Source organism: Eionea flava (genome assembly GCF_055393785.1).
On sequence record NZ_AP036018.1, the window covers coordinates 1,544,409 to 1,566,548 of the forward strand.

The window sequence follows — 22,140 nt, forward strand, 5'->3', positions numbered from 1 at the left end:
ATGCGCACTGCAGCATTTTTAGCGTAATACCTAAAGAAATACGTTACGATTTTAAATCTGTATTAAATTGACTGCGATAACGCAAAGGGCTTAAATGGTATTGACGCTTAAAGTGGTGTCTGAGTAATTCAGCAGAAATAAAACCAGTTTCATGCGCAATTTGATTAACACTTAAACGGGTTGTTTCCAATAACTCCCTCACTAAGGATAAACGCTCCATAATTAACCATGTCGCTGGCGTAGTACCCGTCGCGTCTTTAAATCGCCGAAGTAATGTTCTAGATGAAGTCGCAGCACTATGAGCCATACGTTCAACAGGCCAATGCTCATTCAGACTTGCTCTCATTTCATCTAATAACGGAGAAAATAAATCATTATTTTTAGGTGAGGGACGAGGCACATATTGCGCCTGCCCCCCTTCTCTATGAGCGGGTAAAACCAATCGCCGAGCAACCGTATTAGCCGTTTTTTGCCCAAAATCATTACGCACAATATGTAAACACAGATCAATTCCTGCTGCTGAGCCTGCCGATGTAAGAATACTCCCCCCATCAACATAAAGAACATCCGCATTAACATTAATATCCGGGTATTCTGTTTGAAGTTTTTCAGCATAGCGCCAATGTGTTGTGGCCGTTTTCCCATCTAGTAAACCGCAAGCAGCCGGAAGAAACACTCCAGAACAAATGGTCGCGATACGAACTCCATTATTATGAGCCTTGATTAATGAGGCTCTTAATTCATCACTAACCTCACCACTCCAACCGGGTACTACGACTAAAGAAGATTGAGCAAGTAACGATAGATCTTTACTCGCATCAATGCTCACGCCACCAATGGCATGAATATCAGTTTTATGGCTTGCAATCACCTTATAGTCATACCACTCAGGTAATTCAGGTCGCGGCAAAGCAAAAATTTCAAGGGCTATCCCGTACTCAAACATACACAAATTGTTATAGGTCAAGATGCAGACTAATGGCTTAGATGAGGCGTTATTCATAATGGCGAAATATTACTGTATATTGTCATTTTTGCCAATTCTTTCTTTTTTCAAGCTGCGTATAGTTATAGACATTACTCACTACTAAAAAGAAAGGATAATTATGAAAAATCAAGCACTGTCACAAGCCATAGACACTTATTTAGATGCAATCTACTACTGTGATGTTAACAAATTAGATGCCGTTTTCCATGAGAAATCTAGCTTGTTCGATGCTGATCAAGGCACTATATTTGTTGATCCTATCGCCAGCTTTCGTCAAGATGTAGCCACTCGCCCCTCTCCCGCTAGCATTAACCAAGAACGTGAGGAAGAAGTTCTCCTAATTGATTTTTTATCACCTAAAAGTGCTACGGTTAAACTAAGAATTAAAGCGCATAACAACATATTTGTTGATCATCTCAGCTTTGTTAAAAATGAAAGTGACGACTGGAAAATAGTCGCTAAAGTGTGGCACTTAGAAAGTGTATCAACCGTATTATAATACGCTAAACCACATAATCGAAATGCAATAGCACCACATTCTTTAATAATAATGTGGTGCTATTATGACAATAAATACTACGGCGCAAGTACCATAATATACCCACCTAAGTTTTCATCATCGGTGCCTAAGATAAACCCATCGGATGGTTGACCAGTGAGTAACTCTAGAGCTTCTACTTTTTTACCCTTGCCTTTAATAAATAACGGCATTAGTGGCGGATAAGGATCACTATTAAACGTCACCTTGCTGGCACTTTGAAAAGTACCGGGGTTATATAGCGTTGCTCCAAAGGGGCCGTTATTACCACCATCGAAGGCAGATGAAACATAGATGGCACCATTGGGGTTGCTGGCAACTTTTAAATCAGAAATTAGACGACTATCACCATCATCACTCCAGATGGGGCGCGGCCAATTAAAATTTGTTTCTTGTATTTGAAAACTGTTGTGATCGTTATAGCCCACTTGGTTACTATTATTTTCGAAATCGGCAGCAAATAAATAAGCGGAATGATCTCTTGATCCTCGTCCTGCCCATACCAGTTTAATGTTGCCGCTGTTGCTATTAATAAAAAATCCGACTGACTCAATTTCTTTTGCGGTGCTATTAGAGCCTTCTTGATCAAGCTGCTCATCGCCCTGTACAACATTCACGACTTGTTTATTGTTATTAACAGTAAAACGCCAAAAATAACCACTAGATGTAGCTGCCACAAATTGTTGCTGGTCGCCCGTCTTATTGTTGGGTACGGCAGCTACACTTTCGAGATCACTTAAATGTGAAGGGTAATCATTAGCCCAGGGAATAACGGGCACTTTACCATTCGTTAAATTAATAACATTAAAGTGGCTATCTAAGTTAATCAGTATAGTGCGCGGTTCGTCATCGTTTTTATTATCTATAACGCCAAGAAAACTATAAGCAGCACCATCGCGTGCGGGATTCATCTTCGCTAAACCAGATACGCTATAACCAATATTTTGCCAACGCCCAGCTGCACTATCAGCCATACTAATTAAAGAGAAGGACATACCTAAAAGAAAAGAAAGGCACAGTATAAATTGAGGAAAATGTAAGAAACGGGTCAATATTTTTATCATTATTTTCTCCTTTAAAGAAAGTCATTTAGAACTAAAAAGGGAGACTAACGATATTTGTACTGTTTAGCTATTAATGAATTCGCAAGGAATTATTTGGCGACAAAAATAAAACAAATGGTGACAAAGTATTTTTTATACTCATAAAAAAGCCCCCTAAATAATAATATTTAGAGGGCTTAAGATAACAACACTAACCGTTAGGTTGCTACAGGAGGAAAGAAACCATCTTCGCCACAAAATGGTTGTATCTCGCCGCAAAATAGCCCTATGCTAAATTCAATAAAGACCCCATCACCCGTAAAAATATTAATTGATATTGATGTTGTGCTTGCACCACTAATATTCCCTGCGCGAACCTGAGAAGTAAAGAAAAGCCCATCTTTGATAAATTGGTTATCGTCGAAAATGGGTGGCCCTACATCTGGTATAAGTGTCGGATCAATTGTTAGCTCACCTGTATTATTATTGAATGACAACCAAACAGGCAAATTATCCTCACTTAATTCCCAATTAACTGCTGCTCCACCAGCATTGTATTGATTCAAATTAATCACAACAAGGTCATTAGTATTTGCCGAAATAAAATCCCCTCCCGAAACTAGCAATGGGGGTTGCACATCTGGACTTACTAAAATGTTGACGTTAATTTCATCGATATTGCCTTCGCTATCCGTTGCTAAAATAGTGGCATTAAAAAGACCCGACTCAGTACTGATACCCGAGATTTCGGCCTGTGTGCTGTTAATTGTAGACAGTACTACCCCTGCTGGTAATGCGCCCGCCGACAAGGAATAAGTCACTGATGACTCTACAGAAACAGGCGATAGGATGATGGTATCGATCGGACTTAACAAGAAGTCTGACAAATTAACCACATCACTTGCATCACCCGGCAAAGCTAACACATCGAGAGGTTCACTCGATCCAGTACCAAAGGTTAACGATAGCTGCTCATTCGCTGTTGGCGTCACGCATTGCTCTGATGTGGTTACTGATAACCCACTATTAAAGTTAACTTCTGCCCATAGGCACGTTTCAACATTACTAGGGATGGGTAACGGCGACGTTGTGCCATTCACCGGGATAGTGGTATCTACTAAGCTAGGACGGAAACCAATACTGGCAAGCGTTCGGCCAAATACCGTAGCGGTACCATTGTCTGTACCTAATACGGTCACTTCAACACTGGCAGCATTCATACTTACATCACAGTTCCACCAAGAGAAATGGCTAACGGTTGCACTTAACGCTAAGCCAGTTGGAGAATCAATAGAGGCAATGACTGTACCAGTGCCTTCTTGATCCCAAATACCGGTTTCTTCATCTAACGACCATAAAGGAATGGTATCACCCACCGAAATATTGCTCCCATCTTGATAGGTAAAGCTGTAGATAGGAATGATGACATCGGCGGTAGCACCCGGTGCCAAGTTAATAGACTCACCATTTGCCGTGAACTCATACTCTACCGTACCAAAGCTGACAATCGGTGTTTCTGTACCATCGCTTTCTAGAATGCCACTAAACTCACCGGGGAAAGCCGCGAGTGTAGCCGGTTGAGACACATCAACAGGTGTGATCGTTAACTGAATATCACCGACAACAGGATTGCCTGCTGCATCGACAAAATCACTGGTAGTAAAGCTAACTGCAGCACCATCATTACCCTCTTCCGCAAACGAACCCGCGCCACTAATGGTAATAACTTCGCCACGAGGAATTAAGGTAATATCTAGATCAACATTGCCGTCTTCGATAGCTGACCTAAATGGGATGACTTGTACTGCAAAGCCTGCTGCATTTGTTCTGATTGAATAATCTGTATTAGCATCAATAGTTAACACGGCAGTTTCATTGACAAGGCTGGTGAGGTCATCACGCCTAATACCATCAATATAGAACTCTAGTTCTACACCCGACACTAATGAAGCGTTAAGCGTTCTCACACGTACATTGGCTTGAGATGTTGGAATCACCGGCTCTACCGTAACATCGACGGTATCAGTCGCCATATTATTGAGTGCATCGGTAACCGTTAACTCAAACGTGAGGGTTTCAGCAACAGCCACATTCGGTGCGGTAAAGCTCGCTGTAGCAGAGTTATCATCTGTAAGCGTGACGCTACTACCTGCTGTTTGTACCCACGCGTAACTCGCAATATCATTATCCGGATCACTGCTAGCGGTACCATCTAACGTCACTGCGGTACTTGCGTCGACAGTTTGGTCGATACCCGCATTCGCTACTGGTGGCTCTGATGCGACAACGGGCGATACAGTAATAATGACTTGATCCCGATCACGAGCACGGCGATTATCTCTTACTCGTAATACAAAAGTCAGCTCTGTCGTTTCCGTTACTTCTGGAGCGGTAAATGTCGCTGTTGCACTTCTGCGGCCTAACAACTTAACGCGTGGGCCACTAGTTTGCCTCCAACGATAGCGGATGATGCTTCCATCTTCATCGCTGCTAGCTTCAGCATTTAGGGTAACTACATCACTAACGACAACATCTTGATCTTCACCCGCATCAGCTACTGGCGCTTGATTAGGACAGTGATTATGCCACCAAAAAAAACGTGACCAGTAATAATGGCCACTATAATTACCTTGATGCGTATGACATTCATGATTATGCCCACCAAAAAAGTTATTCCACCACGAATAACGACCTGAATTTTGTGCATAAGCGCTCGAAGCCACTAATACACTCAATAAGATAGAACTGATAAAAAGTATTTTTTTATACATAGATGATCCCTTATCAACGCCATTAGGCGATGATCAAATGTACAACATGATTAGAAAAAGTAGTTACCTTAAGAAAAAATAAAAAATATAGAAAAGGTAACATGATAGAAAACGGGCAATGAGTATTACGATTTTATTGCTATTATTTACAGCGTAAACACTTTGCCGCATTGCGCTGCGACAATAGAGTGAGGAGATGAGACTGTCAAACGGAAAGAGACTGAAAGCGCCAAAATATTCTAGGAATTTTTGATAGTGTTAACTGGAACACGCTTCTAACGTCTAGGAAGATAAATATTATTAATAAAAAACTTTCCTGCTGCCCCGTTAACTTTTCAATAGTGGAATGCCAGCCATTAGGCAAAGCGTAGCTTAATGGGACAGCAGTGAAAAACTTAATAGCTTGATGTTCGCCCTTCTATTAAATCACGCTGTTGCTCGATAATATCGATAAGGAATTCTCGACATACGCGTACTCTTGCGGTTGATCTTAAATCGACATGGCTTAGCACCCACAGCGCCCATTCAGATGATGGCAATGGTACGTTAATTCGGCGAAGTTCGAGCTCGGTGTCTGCAATATAACAAGGCAGCCGTGCAATACCGAAACCTTGTTTCACCAGTGATAGCATAGTGGTTATTTCTGTTGTTCTTACCATCGCCATTGCACCCGAAAAGTGCTGAATAGCCCACTCAGGCAACGTACGTTCTTGCTCCCATAAAATGAGCTTATCTTGCTCGCGATGCTGGTTAAGATAATCCGCACTGGCATAAATACCATGTTGCATAGACACCACTTTTTTTCCAACAAGATAGTCTGGTGGTTGAGGAGAAAAACGTAGAGCAATATCTGCTTGGCGGCTTGCTAAATCAGCAAGGCCTGTAGACGTCAGCAATTCTAGATTGATATCTGGATAATGACTCGTAAATTGTGAAAGCTGTGGAATGACTAAACGAGAAAAAGCATTATGAGATGCCGTCAGCTTTAAAGTGCCACTTAACTGAGCATCCATCCCAAAAACTTCTCGATCAGCCAGTTGTATGACCTCTTCTACTGCCAATGCATGTTTATAAAGGTTTTCTGCCACTTGTGTCATTGCATAACCGCTGGGCAATCGATCAAATAGCCGACTTCCCATCTGCTGTTCCAATGCTGCAATCCGTCGAGCAACGGTAGTATGTTTTACGGATAGCACCCTACCCGCACCACTCACTGTTTTTTCTCGAGAAAGCGCTAAGAAAAAACGTAGATCATCCCAATTCATTTTGACACCTTTATTTTTCAATTAACGACTTCTCGTTATCGATGCAGGTAACCTTTAATTACTGCCGCGCATACTGATAAATAAAACGATCCATATAAACAATCGTCAATATTGTGCATTTTTGCACACATTAAATGCTTTTTTAATTATTCTATAACCATAAAGAACAGCCTAGTATAGGCTTATAGACTGCAAAATCAATGAACATAAACACATTGAACAAGCATAAACGGTCATTAATTGAACGAGAGGAGGCAGTACATGCGCCAAAAAAAAGATCTTGATACTCTTTTAGAAGATTATGAACAAATTGAGCGAATGGCACGTCATGAAAGAGCAAAAGCATTCAAAGAGCTGATTCTGTCGCTTAAAGCACGTATCAAATCACGACAACAGTGGATAGTAAAACAACGAAACCATCACCCCACATAGGTAAGTATCTATCGTAAAGCCAATAGAATACGATTACATAACCACACATAAAGTAGACAGTACACAAAAATATTTATTAAAATCATATTAACCATTGAAAATAGCTATCAACATACGTCTTACTAGAACCCTATTACTGCCACTCATTGGTTAATTTGCAAGCATCCTACAAGCGCCATATACTCGGTGATAAGAGTCAGGTAAAAGTATAAATTACTCTATATTTTAACCTGAGCACTTTTCAAGCTGATAAAAATAACGAGTTATGATGCCTAAAAAAATAATTATCCCTGCAGCTCTATTATCGATAACCGTGATTATCGCTGTATATGCTATCTATTCTTTTAATTCTCGCGTCAGCGAACTAGCAGCAAGTTATAGCGTGTTAGAGGAAGAAAGTAGTCGGGCAAATATTTACGATAAAACTCGGTGCTTATCCCCTGTATCAATACAAGACTCGCTAACATCTATTAATCGTATACATAGCCATACATTACATCGCTTACTACTTTCTGAAAAAGTGAAGAATACTCTCAGTAATAGTCTGAATATCATGATTACACAGGGTATTGATTGCCAATTAGCGGCTAAAGAAGCACGTTTATTAACTTGGCCTATTAGCCCCATTTCTGCGGCACAAAACAGCGACTTTTTAGCAACAGGTGAAAACCTTCAAGCATTTATTAATGATTTTAATGCTTTTGAAGAGATGATTGAAAAACGAAAATTGCTATTTAGTACATCGGACGACACTTCAACTTTACAGCTAACTACCTTTAATCACTTATTAAAAGTGCTGTATTTAAAAAATCAACAAGCTCAGTTACATGGTAATCAATTAATTATAGCCAATGAATTAAATACCTTTACTATCAGTTCTACGTTTGCAAATGAAGCGGCTGAACATATCCAATTATCATTAAATGCTATCGACTCTCAAATTCAAGAACAGCTCAGCATGGGAACGCTTTGGATTAAAGAGTTGCAAGACGCTACCATTGACAGCAAAAATATAACGCGTCTCGCTCAGTGGTTTTACTGGGTAGACGGCTTACCCAATCAGTGTCAGCAATTAACCGAAACACTAACACCCTTATTAAATACCGCGTCTATATCTCCTATTATTCTCAACAATAACTCTAACGGCAGTGTGCTTTTTAATATTGAAACACATCTCATTAACGACTGCCCTAGCGCTGCACAAAGGCTAACCACAGAAATAAATAATACATTAAGTAATGAGCCCTTTTTATTAGCCGCGCGAGGAGTGCGTTCGGGCTTGGTATCGCCAACTTGGCTAACTATCGCGGAATCAATAGAATCACTAGCACAATTACCGTTTATGGTGCATTCGGTGTTAGCAGAAAAAAGCGATTCTATTTTTATGTGTAAAGACACAACGACTGATTGGGATGATCAGACTGCCATTTTAATGGAGAAGTACACGCAAGAAGCCATTGATTTTTTAGCGCAACACTCAGTGCAAAAACAAGCAGTATCAAACACCGTTAAAAATAGTAATTTTGAAGAACGGTTAGCCATAAAAAAATTAACGATACTCATGAATACATTAGGAAATACTGCACAAAAAAATCTTTCCATTACTCCCAGTACAAATCTCGCTGGGAAAATGAGCGAACTCTCACAAAACAGTGAGCGTTTTTCTCGATTTTTAACGCCATTTTTAACCGCTATTAATAATACGAAAGCTTTGGCTATTAATAGCTCACTGACCGATTTAAGTGCCTGTACTATTAATCATACACGTAATCGTTTTTTTAGCTTAAGCAATATTATTAATGAACACTCACTATTGACGATGCCAGTAACTAAAATAGATAGTACAGAGGAAGATAATATATTGCGTCACTTTTCAAACAATGAAGCATTTGAGCAATGGTGGGATAAAGAGCAGCAAACCGTCGCCTCTCTTATTGAATATAGTGAGCCCTATACAGTATATCTTTCTACTGCCGATCAAAGCCGTGATACAAAAAATACTCAGCAATGGCTATTTTGGCAAAATACAGTCAGAGAATATCAATATTACCAAAATGCAAATGATAACAACCAAGTATCTCAGCTTTATGGTCTTTACAAAAAAACTATCTCTTTAGAAAAATCACAATGTGATCAATTGTTATCAAAAAATGGAACCTTAGCCATTGCTGACAACAATAATTTATACGCTCAACGTTTAAAAGAATACGCCAATCATTTAAATGATTTCTGTAATCGTTAATTAGTCGTTAAACAATTAGTTTTAACGACTGCTCAACGTTTAACCGATAACGTTTTCTTTCTTTTTGATCGATAGAAGAGCGATAGAATAAAGCATTAATATCTTTGCACAGGCCTTCCAGCAAGGCTTGATGTTGAGGAAACGCGACTATAGCTTTTTGGCACACCGTACTCACTGAATCACTATCTTTTATTTCGACTCCCTTAGCTTTTAGCTTTTTTATCAAGCGTAGGTAAATCTTTTCTTCAGCACTGGCACGCTGAAAATATCGAGCGATAAAACTCTCGCGAAATAAACTAAAGCTTATTATCAGAGCGACAACAACTAGCGGAATAGTAACGACAGTGATTACTTTTCCGATGGTCATCTCTCCAAAGTATTTTTCCAATAAATTTTGCTGCGCTTCATTGTCGTAACTGACCACCCAACGCTGCCAGCGATAATCGATATTTTGCCATTGCTGATGTAATTTTTTTACCCACTCAAGCTGTGTAGAACGATTACCGCCCACTAACGAACGTTCTCGCTGCGGTAATGCAGCACTGACACCTTGCTCTATACGAGAAAACGCTACAGCCGCTGTTGGATCCACCCTAATCCACCCTTTATTTTTCAGCCAAACCTCAGCCCATGCATGAGCATCTCGCTGGTAGACATTCACATAAGATTGATCGCTATTCCATTCACCACCATGGTAGCCCACTACTACACGAGCAGGGATGCCGACTGAGCGCATTAATACTGTAAAGCTGCTTGAGAAGTGTTCACAAAAACCACTTTGCGTATCGAATAAAAACTCATCAACGGTATGAAAGCCTAAAGGTGGTGGTGATAATGTGTACTGAAAATTTTTCCTGTAATAGGTAAGCACTTGGTCAATATAAGCCTCTGGGCTACTAGACTCTTGCCACCATTGAAGGGCTAAACGCTGAGTTTTTGGGTTACTACTGGAAGGTAATGCTGTAAAACGACGATAATCAATCGTCGATAAAGGGTCTGTATTAGCTACTGCCGTATTAGTACTAACCCGGTATTGTATGCGTTGATTAATAGTATTCTCTTGAAAAATTTCAGACGCATTAGAATATATAGGCGATCGAACACCTTGGATCACACGAGCATTAGGTACGGCATATAACCATTGTTGGGTTGTGGCTTCTAGTAAAACATCATAGTCAATCGGCCTTACATCTGGCTTATTTAACACTGAGGAACTTATCCTAGTAGCGTTTTTATTACCTAATCGAACTGTTTGCTCAACGCTTTGGGAGCGCTGCCAACGCCGACCATCAAAGTCATCAAACACAAGTCCACGCCAATACATATCCTGCCGATCAATAACATCATCAACAAATGTCACACGAAAAGCTAAAGAAGGGTCTTGAATTAGTGAGCTAATATCGCCCGGCGACATACTATCACTGATACCCGTTGTTGCTTGATCCGAATGTATAGGAACAGACCACAACGGATTAAGTCTTGGAAAAAGTAACAATATCACTGCCGCTAAAAAAACGCTTTGAAAAAGTAATTTTGCGCTGAGTTTTATACTATTAACAATAACGTAAGATGTCGGCTGAGCAGCTTGTATTCCACCCTGCTGACTACTATATAGCAACACCAACACAGCAGTGATCAAAACAGTGACAAGTGCACTCGCTGCGCTATAGATAAGTGATTGCTTAAATAGAAAGCCGCAAGCCACTAAAAAAAAATAAAGAAATGCAATAACAAAAATATCCCGACGGTGGCGAATCTCCAGCAATTTCAAACTAGAGGCAACAAGTAATAGCCCAACGGTAGGTTCCACTGCGACCCACTGTTTATAATAAAAAAATAAAAACAAACAAAATACTAAAGAAAAGCATGTTTTTACTAAGCGATTAGGTGGAGCCATTTTTTCACGTAATATCTGAATACGCCACGCTATAATCAGTGGTGATGCAACCAACAATAAAGCGGGCAATTGTGAAAAGTGTAATAAGCACACGCTACTATAGGCGATGAGTAGACTAATCATTAGTGGCCTGGAATTTACACTAGGATCACCAACATAACTATCTGATTGAACTCGCTGAAAGAATATACCCTTAGATGAGTCAGTTACCGTATTATTATTTTTAGCGATCATGATAAAGCCTCTTTATCACTATAAGCTTTGTGCTGTCTCTGCGTATCAAAAACAGCTAAAGCAAAAAGTAATGCTTCTTGATGTTTTTTTCCTTTACCTAGTTTTATAGTGCTGTTCGGAAGTTCTAACCCATAACGAACATTAAGTGACTCGGCCTGTAATATACAATCACATAATTTTGACAGCCTAAGCTCTGTAGGCAAACCGGAAAATCCATGCCACGTTAACCACAATTCACTAGCAGCAGCGCTATGATTATCATACTGTTTAGTGGATAAACCCTGCCCTTTGGCATAACTTTTCCACGCAATTTGTCGAAGCGAATCACCGAACTGATATTCTCGAAGATGCGATATTTCATCCTTCACATTATTTTGATCGACATATTGTGCAAATATTTGCGGTTTCTTATTGTCATTATCTACAGATCGTAGCGTATTTTCGGGCAGTTCAGCCGATAACGGCTGAGGATAAGTGAGTATGTCAATCGCCATATCTAAATGCGACCAGGCCGTTAGCAAGCCTAATGGATAGCTTGAAGCAACACGTATACGTTTTGCTTGATAATAACCACGATGACTGGGTGATATAAGCAAAGTCAGCATTTGTGGTTCGTTTTTGTTAAGTGTTAGCGTTGTACTTAACAAATCATCTGCCGACAAAGTGACTTGGTGATGCATACGACCACTATCACTACTTATTCGACATTGCACTTTTGCCATTTCGCCTAAAAAACAAGGTTCTATAGAAACAATATCAAGCGAAAGCCCTGACAGACTCGCATACGTGTAAAACATACAAGTATGCATCAATGACAACAGTAAGAACGCAAGTATTATGGCAAGATTATTTTGATAATTGGTGCCTAATAACCAAACCAACAGCAATACCAATAAGAAGCACATGCCGGTTATTGAGGGCAAGATAAAAATATTTTTCCGGTATAAATAGTGTTTTTTACTAGGTGGGATACGGCGATTAAGCCAACGCTGAAAAAAAGTCAGTGAATTTTTTTTATTAATTCTATTGATGGCGCCTTTACTAGTATTCTCCATTATCGCCTTCTCGAACGTTCATCTCATCAACCTTTATCGTTAGCGAACTACAGGTACTGTTTTCATAAACGTCTCTATCTTAAGGGCTGCACTATCAATACTATCCATAGGCAAGAGGCGATGACCAATCACTGGTAACATGACAGCTTGTAAATCATCAGGTGTTAAATAGTCACGCTGCTGTAATAGCGCCCATGCTTTAGCACAATGTAACCACGCTAAACCCGCACGCGGGGACAAACCATTATCAAAGGATTGATCATGGCGAGATTGAGTTAACAATCGATGTAAATAATCGATAACATTATCGCTAACTTCAATATTTTTTACGGCTGTTTGCAACCGTTGTAATTGCTCGAAAGAAATAATCGCCTTTGTCGCTTTAACAAGGGATTGTGTTCCACCTTGCTTAAGCAGCAAACGTTCAGCTTTTTCTGTCGGGTAGCCTAGCGATAAACGCATCATAAAACGATCGAGTTGCGACTCAGGTAAAGGGAATGTACCTGATTGGTGCTGGGGATTTTGTGTCGCTATAACAAAAAAAGGAGAAGGTAGATCATAGGTATGGCCATCAGCCGTTACTTGTCGCTCCCCCATAGCCTCTAAGAGAGCACTCTGTGTTTTAGGTGATGCACGGTTAATTTCGTCTGCCAACAATACTTGAGTAAAAACAGGCCCTTTGTGAAAGGTAAATTCGCCTGTTGTTTGTTGATAAATCGTACTACCAGTGACATCCGCAGGGAGTAAATCACTAGTAAACTGCACACGCTGATAATCTAAACCAAAGACTTTTGCTAAGCCTTGTGCCAAGGTTGTTTTTCCCATGCCGGGTAAATCTTCAAGCAATAGATGGCCGCCCGCTAACAAGCCACATAAGGCATGCTCTGTAACCGCTTGCTTACCATAAATAATTTGCCCCAATGCATGGCTCAATGCTTGTAGCGGCTCTTTTAACAATGTTGCCATAAAACTGTCCTAACTAACGATCAAAAAAATGAAAGGTGGTATAGAAGCTCAGAATAAGTCTGAATGATATTTTCGATGAGATAAAATCACGTATGACTTGTTCGGAAGCTTCTTATGTTAAGAATCAAGATTCCACTCGCGGCGTAGCTGTTCACACCAACGTTGAACACGCATCTCCGTTAATTCATCTTGCTGATCTTCATCAATCGCTAAACCAACAAAGCAAGGCTCGCCGCTAATGGGGTGAGTGGTCTCAGCCTTTGAGGCTTCAAATTCATAACCCTCCGTAGACCAGTAGCCAACAATACTCGCTCCATTGCTTGCAACAACATCATGCAACATGCCCATAGCATCTAAAAAATAGTCACCGTAACCGAATTGGTCACCTAAACCAAATAAGGCTATCACCTTATTATTAAAATCAATGGCTTCAATATCTTCCCAAAATTCTTCCCAGTCGGACTGGATTTCCCCAAAATCCCACGTGGGTATCCCTAATATGATGTATTGATACTCTGAGAATTCGACCTGTGTGACATCAGCAATGTCATATAAGTCAATTGAGGAGGAAGATAATCCTAAAATGCTCTGCAATTGATGATGGATAAGACCTGCGACACGCTCTGTATTACCTTCGTCACTACCGAAAAATATACCAATACTCGACACAAAAACCTCTAAATAACCATCCAATTAACAGCCAGCGATTGTCCCAATCTTAGTGTTTATACGCAACCTAAAGTGGCAATATATTGCCTTGACGAATTTATGGAGTGATATCTTGTAACGCAATTGGCAAACTATGGTGACATTCACTATGCCAGAATTTTGTCGCTTATTTTTCATGCAATAATTTATCTGTCCTAACTCTATATTTTTACTCGATTTTTTAACATAAATAATAATTTGGTACGCAATTAGCATGTACTTTTTGTACACTAATTAGGCAATATGTAGTTTCAAGCATTTTTTCCTAAATAATTCTTGATATAGGTCGATAACTCGTTTTAGCAGCGACTATTTTAGATAGGTATTACTATGTCCACCCAAGTTAATCCATCCGCAGATGTACGCGACACATTGTCTACCGACTCTCTCGCCCGTAAAGCTCATTCTGGCAACACGGCTATGGAGACAACAGCAAGAGTAGTGACGTCTAATGATTCGAATATTCAGCTCAAATTAACATCGTTGCTGCAAACAACGTTAAAGCTAGAACCTTTATTCGACTTATTTTTTGGTCAATTACAGCACCTCTTGAAGGTCAATAGCTGCGCTTACAGCTTTCAAGAAAAAAACATCACGGTTAAATTAGGTAAAGGCTCGACACATACCACTGATTATTCTTTACGCCTACAAGATAGTTATTTAGGCAACATTGTCTTTAGCCGCAAACAGCGCTTTACACACGCGGAGCTAGAGCAATTAGAAGGTTTGTTAAGCATTTTAATTTACCCCTTACGCAATGCGTTAAGTTACCGTGATGCTATACAGCAAGCCTTAAGCGACCCACTGACAGGGTTAGCGAATCGCGGAGCACTTGAACAAGCCATATCGCATCAATGGCAAATGGCGCAGCGTTATGACCAACATTTTTGTGTATTGATGCTTGATATTGATCATTTCAAAAAAATTAATGACACTTATGGGCACAGCGTTGGTGACAAAGTCATTAAGGCCGTCGCCAACAGTATTAGTTCAACAACAAGACAAACCGATGTCGCTTATCGTTATGGTGGTGAAGAGTTTGTGGTTATCTTGAATAAGAGTGAATTGTCAGGTGCGATGATTATTGCCGAACGTATACGAGAAAATGTTTCGGCATTGAGTATTCCTGTTGAAACTCAAAAAGGCAAAAACATTGGCGTCACTATCAGTATTGGCGGGAGTTGTTCAGCCTACTGCTCGGACACACAAGAACTGATGCAGCAAGCAGACAAAGTATTATATTGTGCAAAACATGCAGGCAGAAACCGCGTTGAGTTTTCATCAAAAGAAGGAAACACACACACGCAACGCGATTTATTAGTGACTGCTGACGGACGTCAGCACTAGCGGCACACCAGATTGCCGATAGTGCAGCGTACCAGCCGACAAGTTACCGCTTATTTTTTTTGCGGTAGCTAGTCGGCTGCCTATTAGAACGCAATTTACGCTGGTGCCGCTGATGAGTATCGAGCTGGGCACGCGTTAATGGTTTTGATGATGGCGCTGCCACACCCGCCGTACCACATAGTTCCTTAATTTCTGATTCGGTCATTTCAATCCATTGCCCTACACGAACATGAGATGGAATAAAAATATTTCCATAACGCACACGTTTCAAACGGCTCACCGACACACCTTGTGACTCCCACAAGCGCCGAACTTCACGATTTTTTCCTTCCATAACCACACAATAAAACCATTGGTTACGACCTTCGCCAGCACCGTCTACAATATCTGTAAACTTAGCCACACCGTCATCTAGTTCAACACCATCGCGTAGGCGCTGCTTCATGTCGTTATCAACGTCACCCTGTATGCGGGCAAGATATTCTCGATCAATCACAGAGGATGGGTGCATCAATTTATTGGCCAGCTCGCCATCGTTGGTAAACAATAATAAGCCACTGGTATTAAAGTCTAAACGACCAACTGATATCCAGCGATCGCCTTTTATAGGGGGCAAGCGATCATATACAGTCGGTCGATTTTCAGGGTCTGAGCGAGTACAAATTTCCCCTTCAGGTTTGTTGTAGAGTAAAACTCGAATGCGTCGCTCTTCTGGCTTTTCTAATTTAATACGACGGCCATTAACATCAATTTTATCATTAAGACTAACGCGATCGCCCAAGGTTGCCACTTGACCATTAACAACGACCTGGCCTTGCTGGATAACACGCTCCATTTCTCGACGAGAACCCAAACCTGCACGCGCAAGTACTTTTTGCAGCTTTTCACCTTCGGGACTGGGTTCTGTTACTTCTACATCATCATTCATTAATTATATTACCTGCTCGTCATCCGAGGCGTGATTATCTGTTTCTGTTTCTGTTTCTGTTTCTGTTTCTGTTTCTGTTTCTGTTTCTGTTTCTGTTTCTGTTTCTGTTTCTAAAATATTTTGCTGAGCAGGTGCATCTGCAACATCAACCTCTTCTTCATCATTTGTCGGAGGCACGTCTTGCAAATTTAATTCAGGGTTAAGTAAATCAATATCCGTCAGCTCTTGTAACGACGGCAATTGCTCTAAACTTTGTAAATTAAAATAATCTAAGAACGTTTTAGTTGTTGCAAATAATGAAGGCCTACCGGGAACATCACGATGTCCAATGACTTTAATCCACTCGCGCTCGGTTAGTGTTTTAATAATATGGCTACTAACAGCAACACCACGAATTTCTTCAATGTCCCCACGCGTAATGGGTTGTCGATAAGCAATAATCGCAATAGTTTCCATCAATGCACGTGAGTAACGTTGAGGTTTTTCATCCCACAACTTATTCACCCAAGGCGCCGTTTCTTCTTTCACTTGGAAACGCCAACCACTTGCTACTGATTTAAGCTCATAGCCTTTATCTTCACAGCTTTGTTGAATTTCTTCCAAGGCGCTAACAATGTCTGCCTTATTCACTTGCGACTCAACTGGTAACTCATCACCTTCTTCGGTATCCGTCGTTTCTGTCACAAATAAGCTATGCAGCTTATCGAGCGTCAATGGCTGGGCATAAGCTAGCAAAGCGCCTTCGAGTATTTTTTTAAGTTGAGACTTTTCTATCATAATTTTTGCTACTAACTAGTTTACTGTTATCCAATAAGAACCATGGGCTAAAAAGGTCGGCAAGTCCAGTTAATCCACCTTGGCTTTTACATGGATAGCACCGAAAGATTCATTTTGTACAATATCAACGAGTGACTCTTTAATGAGTTCCATAATAGCCATAAAGGTGACAATCACACCGAGGCGCCCTTCTGCAACACTGAACAAACTAACGAAGGGGACGAACGTTTTTTCTTCACTTAATCGCTCAAGCACTTGCGTCATTCGCTCACGCGTAGACATACGTTCCATTTCTACCTGATGGCTTTCAAACATATCCGCACGACGGAGCACTTCGGACAACGCCAATAATATTTCTTTAAAATCGACTTCTGGGTCTGGGCGAGTAAGGTTTCGGTCGGGAGCATCGGCACTTGCTTGATGCACATCACGATACAATCGTGGCATCTCTTCGATATCTTCGGCTGCGGATTTAAAGCGCTCATATTCTTGTAGGCGACGGATCAGTGCCGCACGAGGATCATTACCTTCGTCTTCTTCTTCCTCTTGATTACGAGGCAAAAGCATCCGCGACTTAATTTCTGCAAGCATAGCCGCCATCACTAAATATTCTGCCGCCAATTCAAACTGTAAATTACTCATCATCTCAACATATGCAACATATTGATGCGTAATATCTGAGACATTGACCTCAAGAATGTCAAGATTTTGACGACGAATAAGGTAGAGGAGTAAATCAAGCGGGCCTTCAAAGGCCTCAAGAATAACTTCTAATGCATCTGGCGGGATATAAAGATCTTTAGGAACATCGGTATAGGCTTCGCCATTCACCAAAGCAAAGGGCATTTCATCTTGTTCTGGCTTTTCAGCAGAAGAGGATTGAGACGTCGCCGTATCAGTGGGCTCACCCACAGTAACGGAGCTATCTTGGGTGGACTCAGGCTGCGCGGCTGATTCAGGGGCAGAGTCCGTCGCGGATAGTGTGTTATCGTCAGCAATGATAGTCATTATCTTCCAAGTCTTTATAGACTCTCACGAGTCGCCAATGTGTGGGCGGATTATAACGACTTTTGCCAGTCGGCAATAGAGGGAGAGTGGTGCTAACAACGATAAGGTCAGTTATACCTCACTATACGAACAAACTAAGGGGTATTCTGGAGTAGCAAAGCATAAAATAGAGGCTTTATGGATTTTCACTAATGAATTTTGCACAATCTACCAAAGGTACATCTGTTATTTAGCCACTGGCCACTGAAGAGTGACTCAACAGCGGCTAAATCTTGGTAAAGATAGTTATTTGAGGGGCCTATGCTGGGGAGTCAGTGCCCTAACAAACTACGCAACATCCACGCTGTTTTTTCGTGTACGACCATACGGTCAGCAATAAGGCTGGCGGTTGATTCATCATCAACATCTTGTGCTAAGGGTAAAATTCTACGTGCCGTACGAATAAGTGTTTCATTGTCGCTCGCGAGAATAGCAACCATCTCATCGGCTGATGGCACACCTACCGTTTCGTCGATCGATGTCAGGGCAGCAAACTGTTGGTAAGTACCCGGCGCAGGAAAACCTAGCGTACGAATGCGTTCTGCAACATCATCAACCGCCGTCGCTAGCTCGATATATTGCTCTTCAAACATTAAATGCAGGTCATGAAATTTGGGGCCAACCACATTCCAATGAAAGTTGTGTGTTTTAAGATAGAGAGTGTAGGTATCTGCGAGTAATTCACCTAAGCTAGCGGCTACTGCCTGACGCTGCTCTTCGCTGATACCAACATTCATTGTATAGTTAACTGACATGATAGTTATTCCTTATTGATTTGATTAACCGTAAATACATAATAAAACTATCAGAAATGCAAATATAATATTAAATAACTATCGACCTTATAGTGCCTATGTAATGTTAGGTGATCTACAGTAATCGTTCTACTGGAAAACACCGCACCCCTGACGAGCAATAACCGGTTCATCCCCGGTCATATCGACCACAGTTGTTGCCTCCATTCCACAAAAGCCACCATCAATCACTAGCTCCAACTGGTGCTCCAGAGATTCTCGAATATCATAAGGCTCGGTCAGTGGTTGAGATTCCCCGGGTAATATTAAGGTACTTGTCATCATAGGCTCATTCAGCTCTTCAAGTAGCGCTTGCGCTATCGGATTGCTGGGTATACGCAGACCAATAGTTTTTTTCTTTGGATGCTTTAATCGTCGAGGGGTTTCTGTGGTTGCTTCTAAAATAAATGTGAAGGGCCCCGGCGTGCAATTTTTAATCATGCGAAAGGCTTGATTATTTACTTTAGCGTAGGTGGCAATTTCTGAGAGATCTCGACATACCAAGGTAAAATTATGATCTTTATCGAGCTGACGAATACCTCGAATACGATCCAGAGCAAACTTGTCACCAATATGACAACCTAAGGCATAGGCAGAATCGGTGGGATACGCGACTAAACCACCTTTGCGGATAATATCAACCGCACGAGTCACAAAACGTGCCTGTGGGTTTTCTGGGTGAATACTGAATAACTGAGCCATTGTTTTCCTTTTTATTCGTTTAAGACGTGAATTGCGTCCATACCGGTGCGACATCATCCGGCAAGGCGGAATAGCCGCCGAGTGATTGCCAAGTATTATTAGGGCTATGAAAGTCACTCCCGCAAGAAGCCAGCAATGAAAAATCGTTAGCAGCACGCGCTAATTTTTGTGTTACGGTTTTATCTTGATGGCCGCTCACCACCTCCATGGCCTGCCCTCCCGCTTCTACGAAATCACCAAGTAGTTCGTACAGTTTCGTGCGAGTGAGGTCATATTTATCAGGATGTGCCAATACGGCAATTCCGCCTGCGGCTGAAATCCATTGAACGGCCTCGTCTATATCCGGCCAGCATTGTTTAACATCGCCCACTTTTCCTGCCCCTAAATAACGCTTAAACGCTTGCGGAATAGACCCAACATAGCCTGCATCCACCATATATTGTGCAAAGTGTGGTCGGCCAATAGCACCCTGCCCTGCATAATGCCTAGCGCCGTCTAATGCCCCTTTTATGCCCGATTTTTCCAGTTTGTCGGCAATCGTTTGCGCACGCTTAATACGCACCTGCGTTTGCCGCTCAACAGCTTGCTGCAACTCAGGAGAGTCAATGTCGACATTAAGGCCAACAATATGGATGCCTCGACCTCGCCACTGAGTTGAAAGCTCAATACCTGTGATAATGGTCATATCGTCTAATAGCTTATTTGAGGCTGCTTCGCTTGCCTCTGCTATACCCTCTAAGGTGTCGTGGTCGGTGAGCGCGAGCACACGCACACCATTGGCATGAGCAGTGCGCACCAATTCGGTCGGTGATAACGTGCCATCAGAGCAATAACTATGGGTGTGTAAATCGTACACAAAACATCCTTTGAAAGTATAAAGTAGGTATAAGCCTGATAATAAAGTAACAGATAACGTTTACGCTAGGTAGTTTACGTAATATAGTGCATTTTTTAACGTATAGACCATCTAGCCCTTTTTATGGCTATTCATGGCGACCCATATCTTGTCTAACGGTTGCCTCCACCCAACACCAACGATTTATTAGCTACTGAATTATGCACAGTAATACACCTACTCCTGAAGAAAATAACATACAGGTATCCGCTAACGATACCATCAACGCGGAGCCTGAACCTCAAAATGCTCCATCTAAAGATAATGTCACTGCCAAGCCAGAAAAAAAAGAAAATCTTTTAATTAATCTCTTGGTTAATATTTTAATTCCCACGCTTATTTTATCGAAATTTAGCGGAGAAGATGATTTAGGTGTGGAACTCGCAATTGTTGTTGCCTTAAGTTTTCCACTAGCATACGGATTAAAAGAATTTTTTAGCGTTGGCAAATTCAATTTATTCTCAGCAATTGGCATTGTCAGTATTATGCTAACTGGTGGTATGGCTTTACTCAAGCTTCCTCCAGAATATATTGCTATTAAAGAAGCCGGTATCCCTGCGTTATTCGCTATTTTTACACTATTATCATTAAAAACACGCTTCCCTCTTGTAAAAACATTTTTGTATAACGATAAAATTTTACAAATCGATAAAGTGGATCAAGCATTACTTGTTCACAATAACAAAACGGCTTTTGAACAAGTATTAAAAAATGCTTCTTATCTTATTGCCTGCTCATTTATCCTTTCTTCGATACTCAATTACATATTGGCTATCGTGATTCTAGTTAGTGAACCAGGCACCGAAGCATTTAATGCAGAATTAGGAAAAATGAATGCACTTAGCTTTCCTATTATTGCTATACCGGCCACCATTGTAATGATGTTTGCTTTATTTTATTTGTTTAAGCAGATCAAAAAGCTCACACAATTAGATTTAGAAGATATTTTAAAACAACATTAAACACAACATAATGAAAATTAAACCTGTGATGTATTCTGACTGAATTACACTCATCGAATAAAAGGTCAAGCTGCCGCGAAGTTTATAGTACATATTTACAACGTGTTGCTGAAAAAGCAGCCTGATCTTTTATTTGATGTTTTGGCATACATCACGGGTAAATTAAGAATATACGATTAAGGAGTTAACCCCATGTGGTACGTTTTTATTTGCGAAGATAAACCCAACACGCTTGATTTACGTATGGCAACTCGCCCCGCTCACGTTGAACGCTTGAATGCATTAAAAGAACAAGGACGTCTTTTCGTCGCAGGCCCCTGCCCCGCCATTGACAATGAAGACCCCGGCCCCGCAGGTTTTACAGGCAGTGTTGTAATTGCCGAGTTTTCTTGCTTAGAGGACGCACAACAGTGGGCAAATGACGAGCCCTATTTAGCGGCTGGCGTTTACGAATCAGTTATCGTAAAACCCTTTAAGAAAGTGTTACCGTAAAATAAGGGGTTGTTGCAAAAACAATCTCACTCATTACTTATCGATTACTACTATTGA

The 22,140-nt window shown here is 40.9% G+C and carries 20 protein-coding genes; 6 read left to right on the top strand and 14 right to left on the bottom strand.

Annotation, left to right across the window (positions count from 1 at the left end):
- Nucleotides 1-43: 43 nt before the first annotated feature.
- On the bottom strand, nt 44-1,003 hold the full coding sequence (gene ftrA, locus ACZ5O6_RS06750) for a transcriptional regulator FtrA (protein ID WP_447091701.1): 960 nt from the start codon (nt 1,001-1,003) through the stop codon (nt 44-46).
- Between the two features lie 103 nt (nt 1,004-1,106).
- Here ftrA and ACZ5O6_RS06755 point away from each other — a divergent pair, with 103 nt between their 5' ends.
- A complete protein-coding gene (locus ACZ5O6_RS06755; protein ID WP_447091702.1) occupies nt 1,107-1,487 on the top strand; it encodes a nuclear transport factor 2 family protein in 381 nt (126 codons plus the stop codon).
- Between the two features lie 77 nt (nt 1,488-1,564).
- Here the strand turns inward: ACZ5O6_RS06755 and ACZ5O6_RS06760 are convergent, their stop codons facing one another.
- The 3 genes from ACZ5O6_RS06760 to ACZ5O6_RS06770 form a co-directional block, all read right to left on the bottom strand.
- A complete protein-coding gene (locus ACZ5O6_RS06760) occupies nt 1,565-2,590 on the bottom strand; it encodes a hypothetical protein (RefSeq protein ID WP_464283487.1) in 1,026 nt (341 codons plus the stop codon).
- Nucleotides 2,591-2,787: 197 nt separating this feature from the next.
- Nucleotides 2,788-5,340, bottom strand: a complete 2,553-nt coding sequence (locus ACZ5O6_RS06765) for a PKD domain-containing protein (protein ID WP_447091704.1) — start codon at nt 5,338-5,340, stop codon at nt 2,788-2,790.
- A 395-nt stretch (nt 5,341-5,735) separates the two neighbouring features.
- Nucleotides 5,736-6,605 carry a LysR family transcriptional regulator gene (locus ACZ5O6_RS06770; protein WP_447091705.1) on the bottom strand — a complete coding sequence of 290 codons (870 nt, stop codon included), beginning with the start codon at nt 6,603-6,605 and terminating at the stop codon, nt 5,736-5,738.
- Nucleotides 6,606-6,866: 261 nt separating this feature from the next.
- Between ACZ5O6_RS06770 and ACZ5O6_RS06775 the strand changes: the two genes are divergently transcribed.
- Nucleotides 6,867-7,037 carry an RSP_7527 family protein gene (locus ACZ5O6_RS06775; protein WP_447091706.1) on the top strand — a complete coding sequence of 57 codons (171 nt, stop codon included), beginning with the start codon at nt 6,867-6,869 and terminating at the stop codon, nt 7,035-7,037.
- A gap of 265 nt (nt 7,038-7,302) precedes the next feature.
- Nucleotides 7,303-9,279 (top strand): hypothetical protein, encoded by a 1,977-nt coding sequence (locus ACZ5O6_RS06780; RefSeq protein WP_447091707.1) that lies wholly within the window; start codon nt 7,303-7,305, stop codon nt 9,277-9,279.
- Nucleotides 9,280-9,286: 7 nt separating this feature from the next.
- Here the strand turns inward: ACZ5O6_RS06780 and ACZ5O6_RS06785 are convergent, their stop codons facing one another.
- The 4 genes from ACZ5O6_RS06785 to ACZ5O6_RS06800 form a co-directional block, all read right to left on the bottom strand.
- On the bottom strand, nt 9,287-11,410 hold the full coding sequence (locus ACZ5O6_RS06785; protein ID WP_447091708.1) for a transglutaminase TgpA family protein: 2,124 nt from the start codon (nt 11,408-11,410) through the stop codon (nt 9,287-9,289).
- The gene (locus ACZ5O6_RS06790) at nt 11,407-12,465 is read right to left on the bottom strand and encodes a DUF58 domain-containing protein (RefSeq protein WP_447091709.1); all 1,059 of its coding nucleotides are present in this window, start codon (nt 12,463-12,465) and stop codon (nt 11,407-11,409) included. Before ACZ5O6_RS06790 ends, ACZ5O6_RS06785 begins: the two co-directional genes overlap by 4 nt.
- A gap of 39 nt (nt 12,466-12,504) precedes the next feature.
- Nucleotides 12,505-13,431, bottom strand: coding sequence for an AAA family ATPase (locus ACZ5O6_RS06795; protein WP_447091710.1), 927 nt, complete (start codon nt 13,429-13,431; stop codon nt 12,505-12,507).
- 117 nt (nt 13,432-13,548) lie between these two features.
- Nucleotides 13,549-14,100 (bottom strand): flavodoxin, encoded by a 552-nt coding sequence (locus tag ACZ5O6_RS06800; RefSeq protein WP_447091711.1) that lies wholly within the window; start codon nt 14,098-14,100, stop codon nt 13,549-13,551.
- A 369-nt stretch (nt 14,101-14,469) separates the two neighbouring features.
- On the opposite strand from ACZ5O6_RS06800, the gene ACZ5O6_RS06805 reads away from it, so the two are divergent.
- On the top strand, nt 14,470-15,486 hold the full coding sequence (locus tag ACZ5O6_RS06805) for a GGDEF domain-containing protein (protein ID WP_447091712.1): 1,017 nt from the start codon (nt 14,470-14,472) through the stop codon (nt 15,484-15,486).
- 43 nt (nt 15,487-15,529) lie between these two features.
- Here ACZ5O6_RS06805 and rluB read toward each other — a convergent pair whose 3' ends face one another.
- From rluB to ACZ5O6_RS06835, 6 genes are all read right to left on the bottom strand, one after another.
- Complete coding sequence (gene rluB, locus ACZ5O6_RS06810) at nt 15,530-16,414, bottom strand: 23S rRNA pseudouridine(2605) synthase RluB (protein ID WP_447091713.1); 885 nt, start codon at nt 16,412-16,414, stop codon at nt 15,530-15,532.
- Between the two features lie 3 nt (nt 16,415-16,417).
- A complete protein-coding gene (gene scpB / locus ACZ5O6_RS06815; protein ID WP_447091714.1) occupies nt 16,418-17,191 on the bottom strand; it encodes an SMC-Scp complex subunit ScpB in 774 nt (257 codons plus the stop codon).
- A 69-nt stretch (nt 17,192-17,260) separates the two neighbouring features.
- On the bottom strand, nt 17,261-18,199 hold the full coding sequence (locus ACZ5O6_RS06820; RefSeq protein WP_447091715.1) for a segregation and condensation protein A: 939 nt from the start codon (nt 18,197-18,199) through the stop codon (nt 17,261-17,263).
- Between the two features lie 311 nt (nt 18,200-18,510).
- Nucleotides 18,511-18,993: a Dps family protein gene (locus ACZ5O6_RS06825; protein ID WP_447091716.1), complete on the bottom strand. Its 483-nt coding sequence runs from the start codon at nt 18,991-18,993 to the stop codon at nt 18,511-18,513.
- Between the two features lie 129 nt (nt 18,994-19,122).
- Entirely contained in the window at nt 19,123-19,734 is a 612-nt protein-coding gene (locus ACZ5O6_RS06830; RefSeq protein WP_447091717.1) for an L-threonylcarbamoyladenylate synthase, read from the bottom strand.
- 19 nt (nt 19,735-19,753) lie between these two features.
- The gene (locus ACZ5O6_RS06835) at nt 19,754-20,590 is read right to left on the bottom strand and encodes a PHP domain-containing protein (protein WP_447091718.1); all 837 of its coding nucleotides are present in this window, start codon (nt 20,588-20,590) and stop codon (nt 19,754-19,756) included.
- 200 nt (nt 20,591-20,790) lie between these two features.
- Here ACZ5O6_RS06835 and ACZ5O6_RS06840 point away from each other — a divergent pair, with 200 nt between their 5' ends.
- On the top strand, nt 20,791-21,591 hold the full coding sequence (locus ACZ5O6_RS06840) for a VC0807 family protein (protein ID WP_447091719.1): 801 nt from the start codon (nt 20,791-20,793) through the stop codon (nt 21,589-21,591).
- A 192-nt stretch (nt 21,592-21,783) separates the two neighbouring features.
- On the top strand, nt 21,784-22,083 hold the full coding sequence (locus ACZ5O6_RS06845; protein WP_447091720.1) for a YciI family protein: 300 nt from the start codon (nt 21,784-21,786) through the stop codon (nt 22,081-22,083).
- Nucleotides 22,084-22,140: the final 57 nt, after the last annotated feature.

Coding starts and splice junctions, on each gene's coding strand:
- ftrA (WP_447091701.1), bottom strand. CDS start 1,003: ATGAATAACGCCTCATCTAAGCCATTAGTCTGCATCTTGACCTATAAC.
- ACZ5O6_RS06755 (WP_447091702.1), top strand. CDS start 1,107: ATGAAAAATCAAGCACTGTCACAAGCCATAGACACTTATTTAGATGCA.
- ACZ5O6_RS06760 (WP_464283487.1), bottom strand. CDS start 2,590: ATGATAAAAATATTGACCCGTTTCTTACATTTTCCTCAATTTATACTG.
- ACZ5O6_RS06765 (WP_447091704.1), bottom strand. CDS start 5,340: ATGTATAAAAAAATACTTTTTATCAGTTCTATCTTATTGAGTGTATTA.
- ACZ5O6_RS06770 (WP_447091705.1), bottom strand. CDS start 6,605: ATGAATTGGGATGATCTACGTTTTTTCTTAGCGCTTTCTCGAGAAAAA.
- ACZ5O6_RS06775 (WP_447091706.1), top strand. CDS start 6,867: ATGCGCCAAAAAAAAGATCTTGATACTCTTTTAGAAGATTATGAACAA.
- ACZ5O6_RS06780 (WP_447091707.1), top strand. CDS start 7,303: ATGATGCCTAAAAAAATAATTATCCCTGCAGCTCTATTATCGATAACC.
- ACZ5O6_RS06785 (WP_447091708.1), bottom strand. CDS start 11,410: ATGATCGCTAAAAATAATAATACGGTAACTGACTCATCTAAGGGTATA.
- ACZ5O6_RS06790 (WP_447091709.1), bottom strand. CDS start 12,465: ATGGAGAATACTAGTAAAGGCGCCATCAATAGAATTAATAAAAAAAAT.
- ACZ5O6_RS06795 (WP_447091710.1), bottom strand. CDS start 13,431: ATGGCAACATTGTTAAAAGAGCCGCTACAAGCATTGAGCCATGCATTG.
- ACZ5O6_RS06805 (WP_447091712.1), top strand. CDS start 14,470: ATGTCCACCCAAGTTAATCCATCCGCAGATGTACGCGACACATTGTCT.
- rluB (WP_447091713.1), bottom strand. CDS start 16,414: ATGAATGATGATGTAGAAGTAACAGAACCCAGTCCCGAAGGTGAAAAG.
- scpB (WP_447091714.1), bottom strand. CDS start 17,191: ATGATAGAAAAGTCTCAACTTAAAAAAATACTCGAAGGCGCTTTGCTA.
- ACZ5O6_RS06820 (WP_447091715.1), bottom strand. CDS start 18,199: ATGACTATCATTGCTGACGATAACACACTATCCGCGACGGACTCTGCC.
- ACZ5O6_RS06825 (WP_447091716.1), bottom strand. CDS start 18,993: ATGTCAGTTAACTATACAATGAATGTTGGTATCAGCGAAGAGCAGCGT.
- ACZ5O6_RS06830 (WP_447091717.1), bottom strand. CDS start 19,734: ATGGCTCAGTTATTCAGTATTCACCCAGAAAACCCACAGGCACGTTTT.
- ACZ5O6_RS06840 (WP_447091719.1), top strand. CDS start 20,791: ATGCACAGTAATACACCTACTCCTGAAGAAAATAACATACAGGTATCC.
- ACZ5O6_RS06845 (WP_447091720.1), top strand. CDS start 21,784: ATGTGGTACGTTTTTATTTGCGAAGATAAACCCAACACGCTTGATTTA.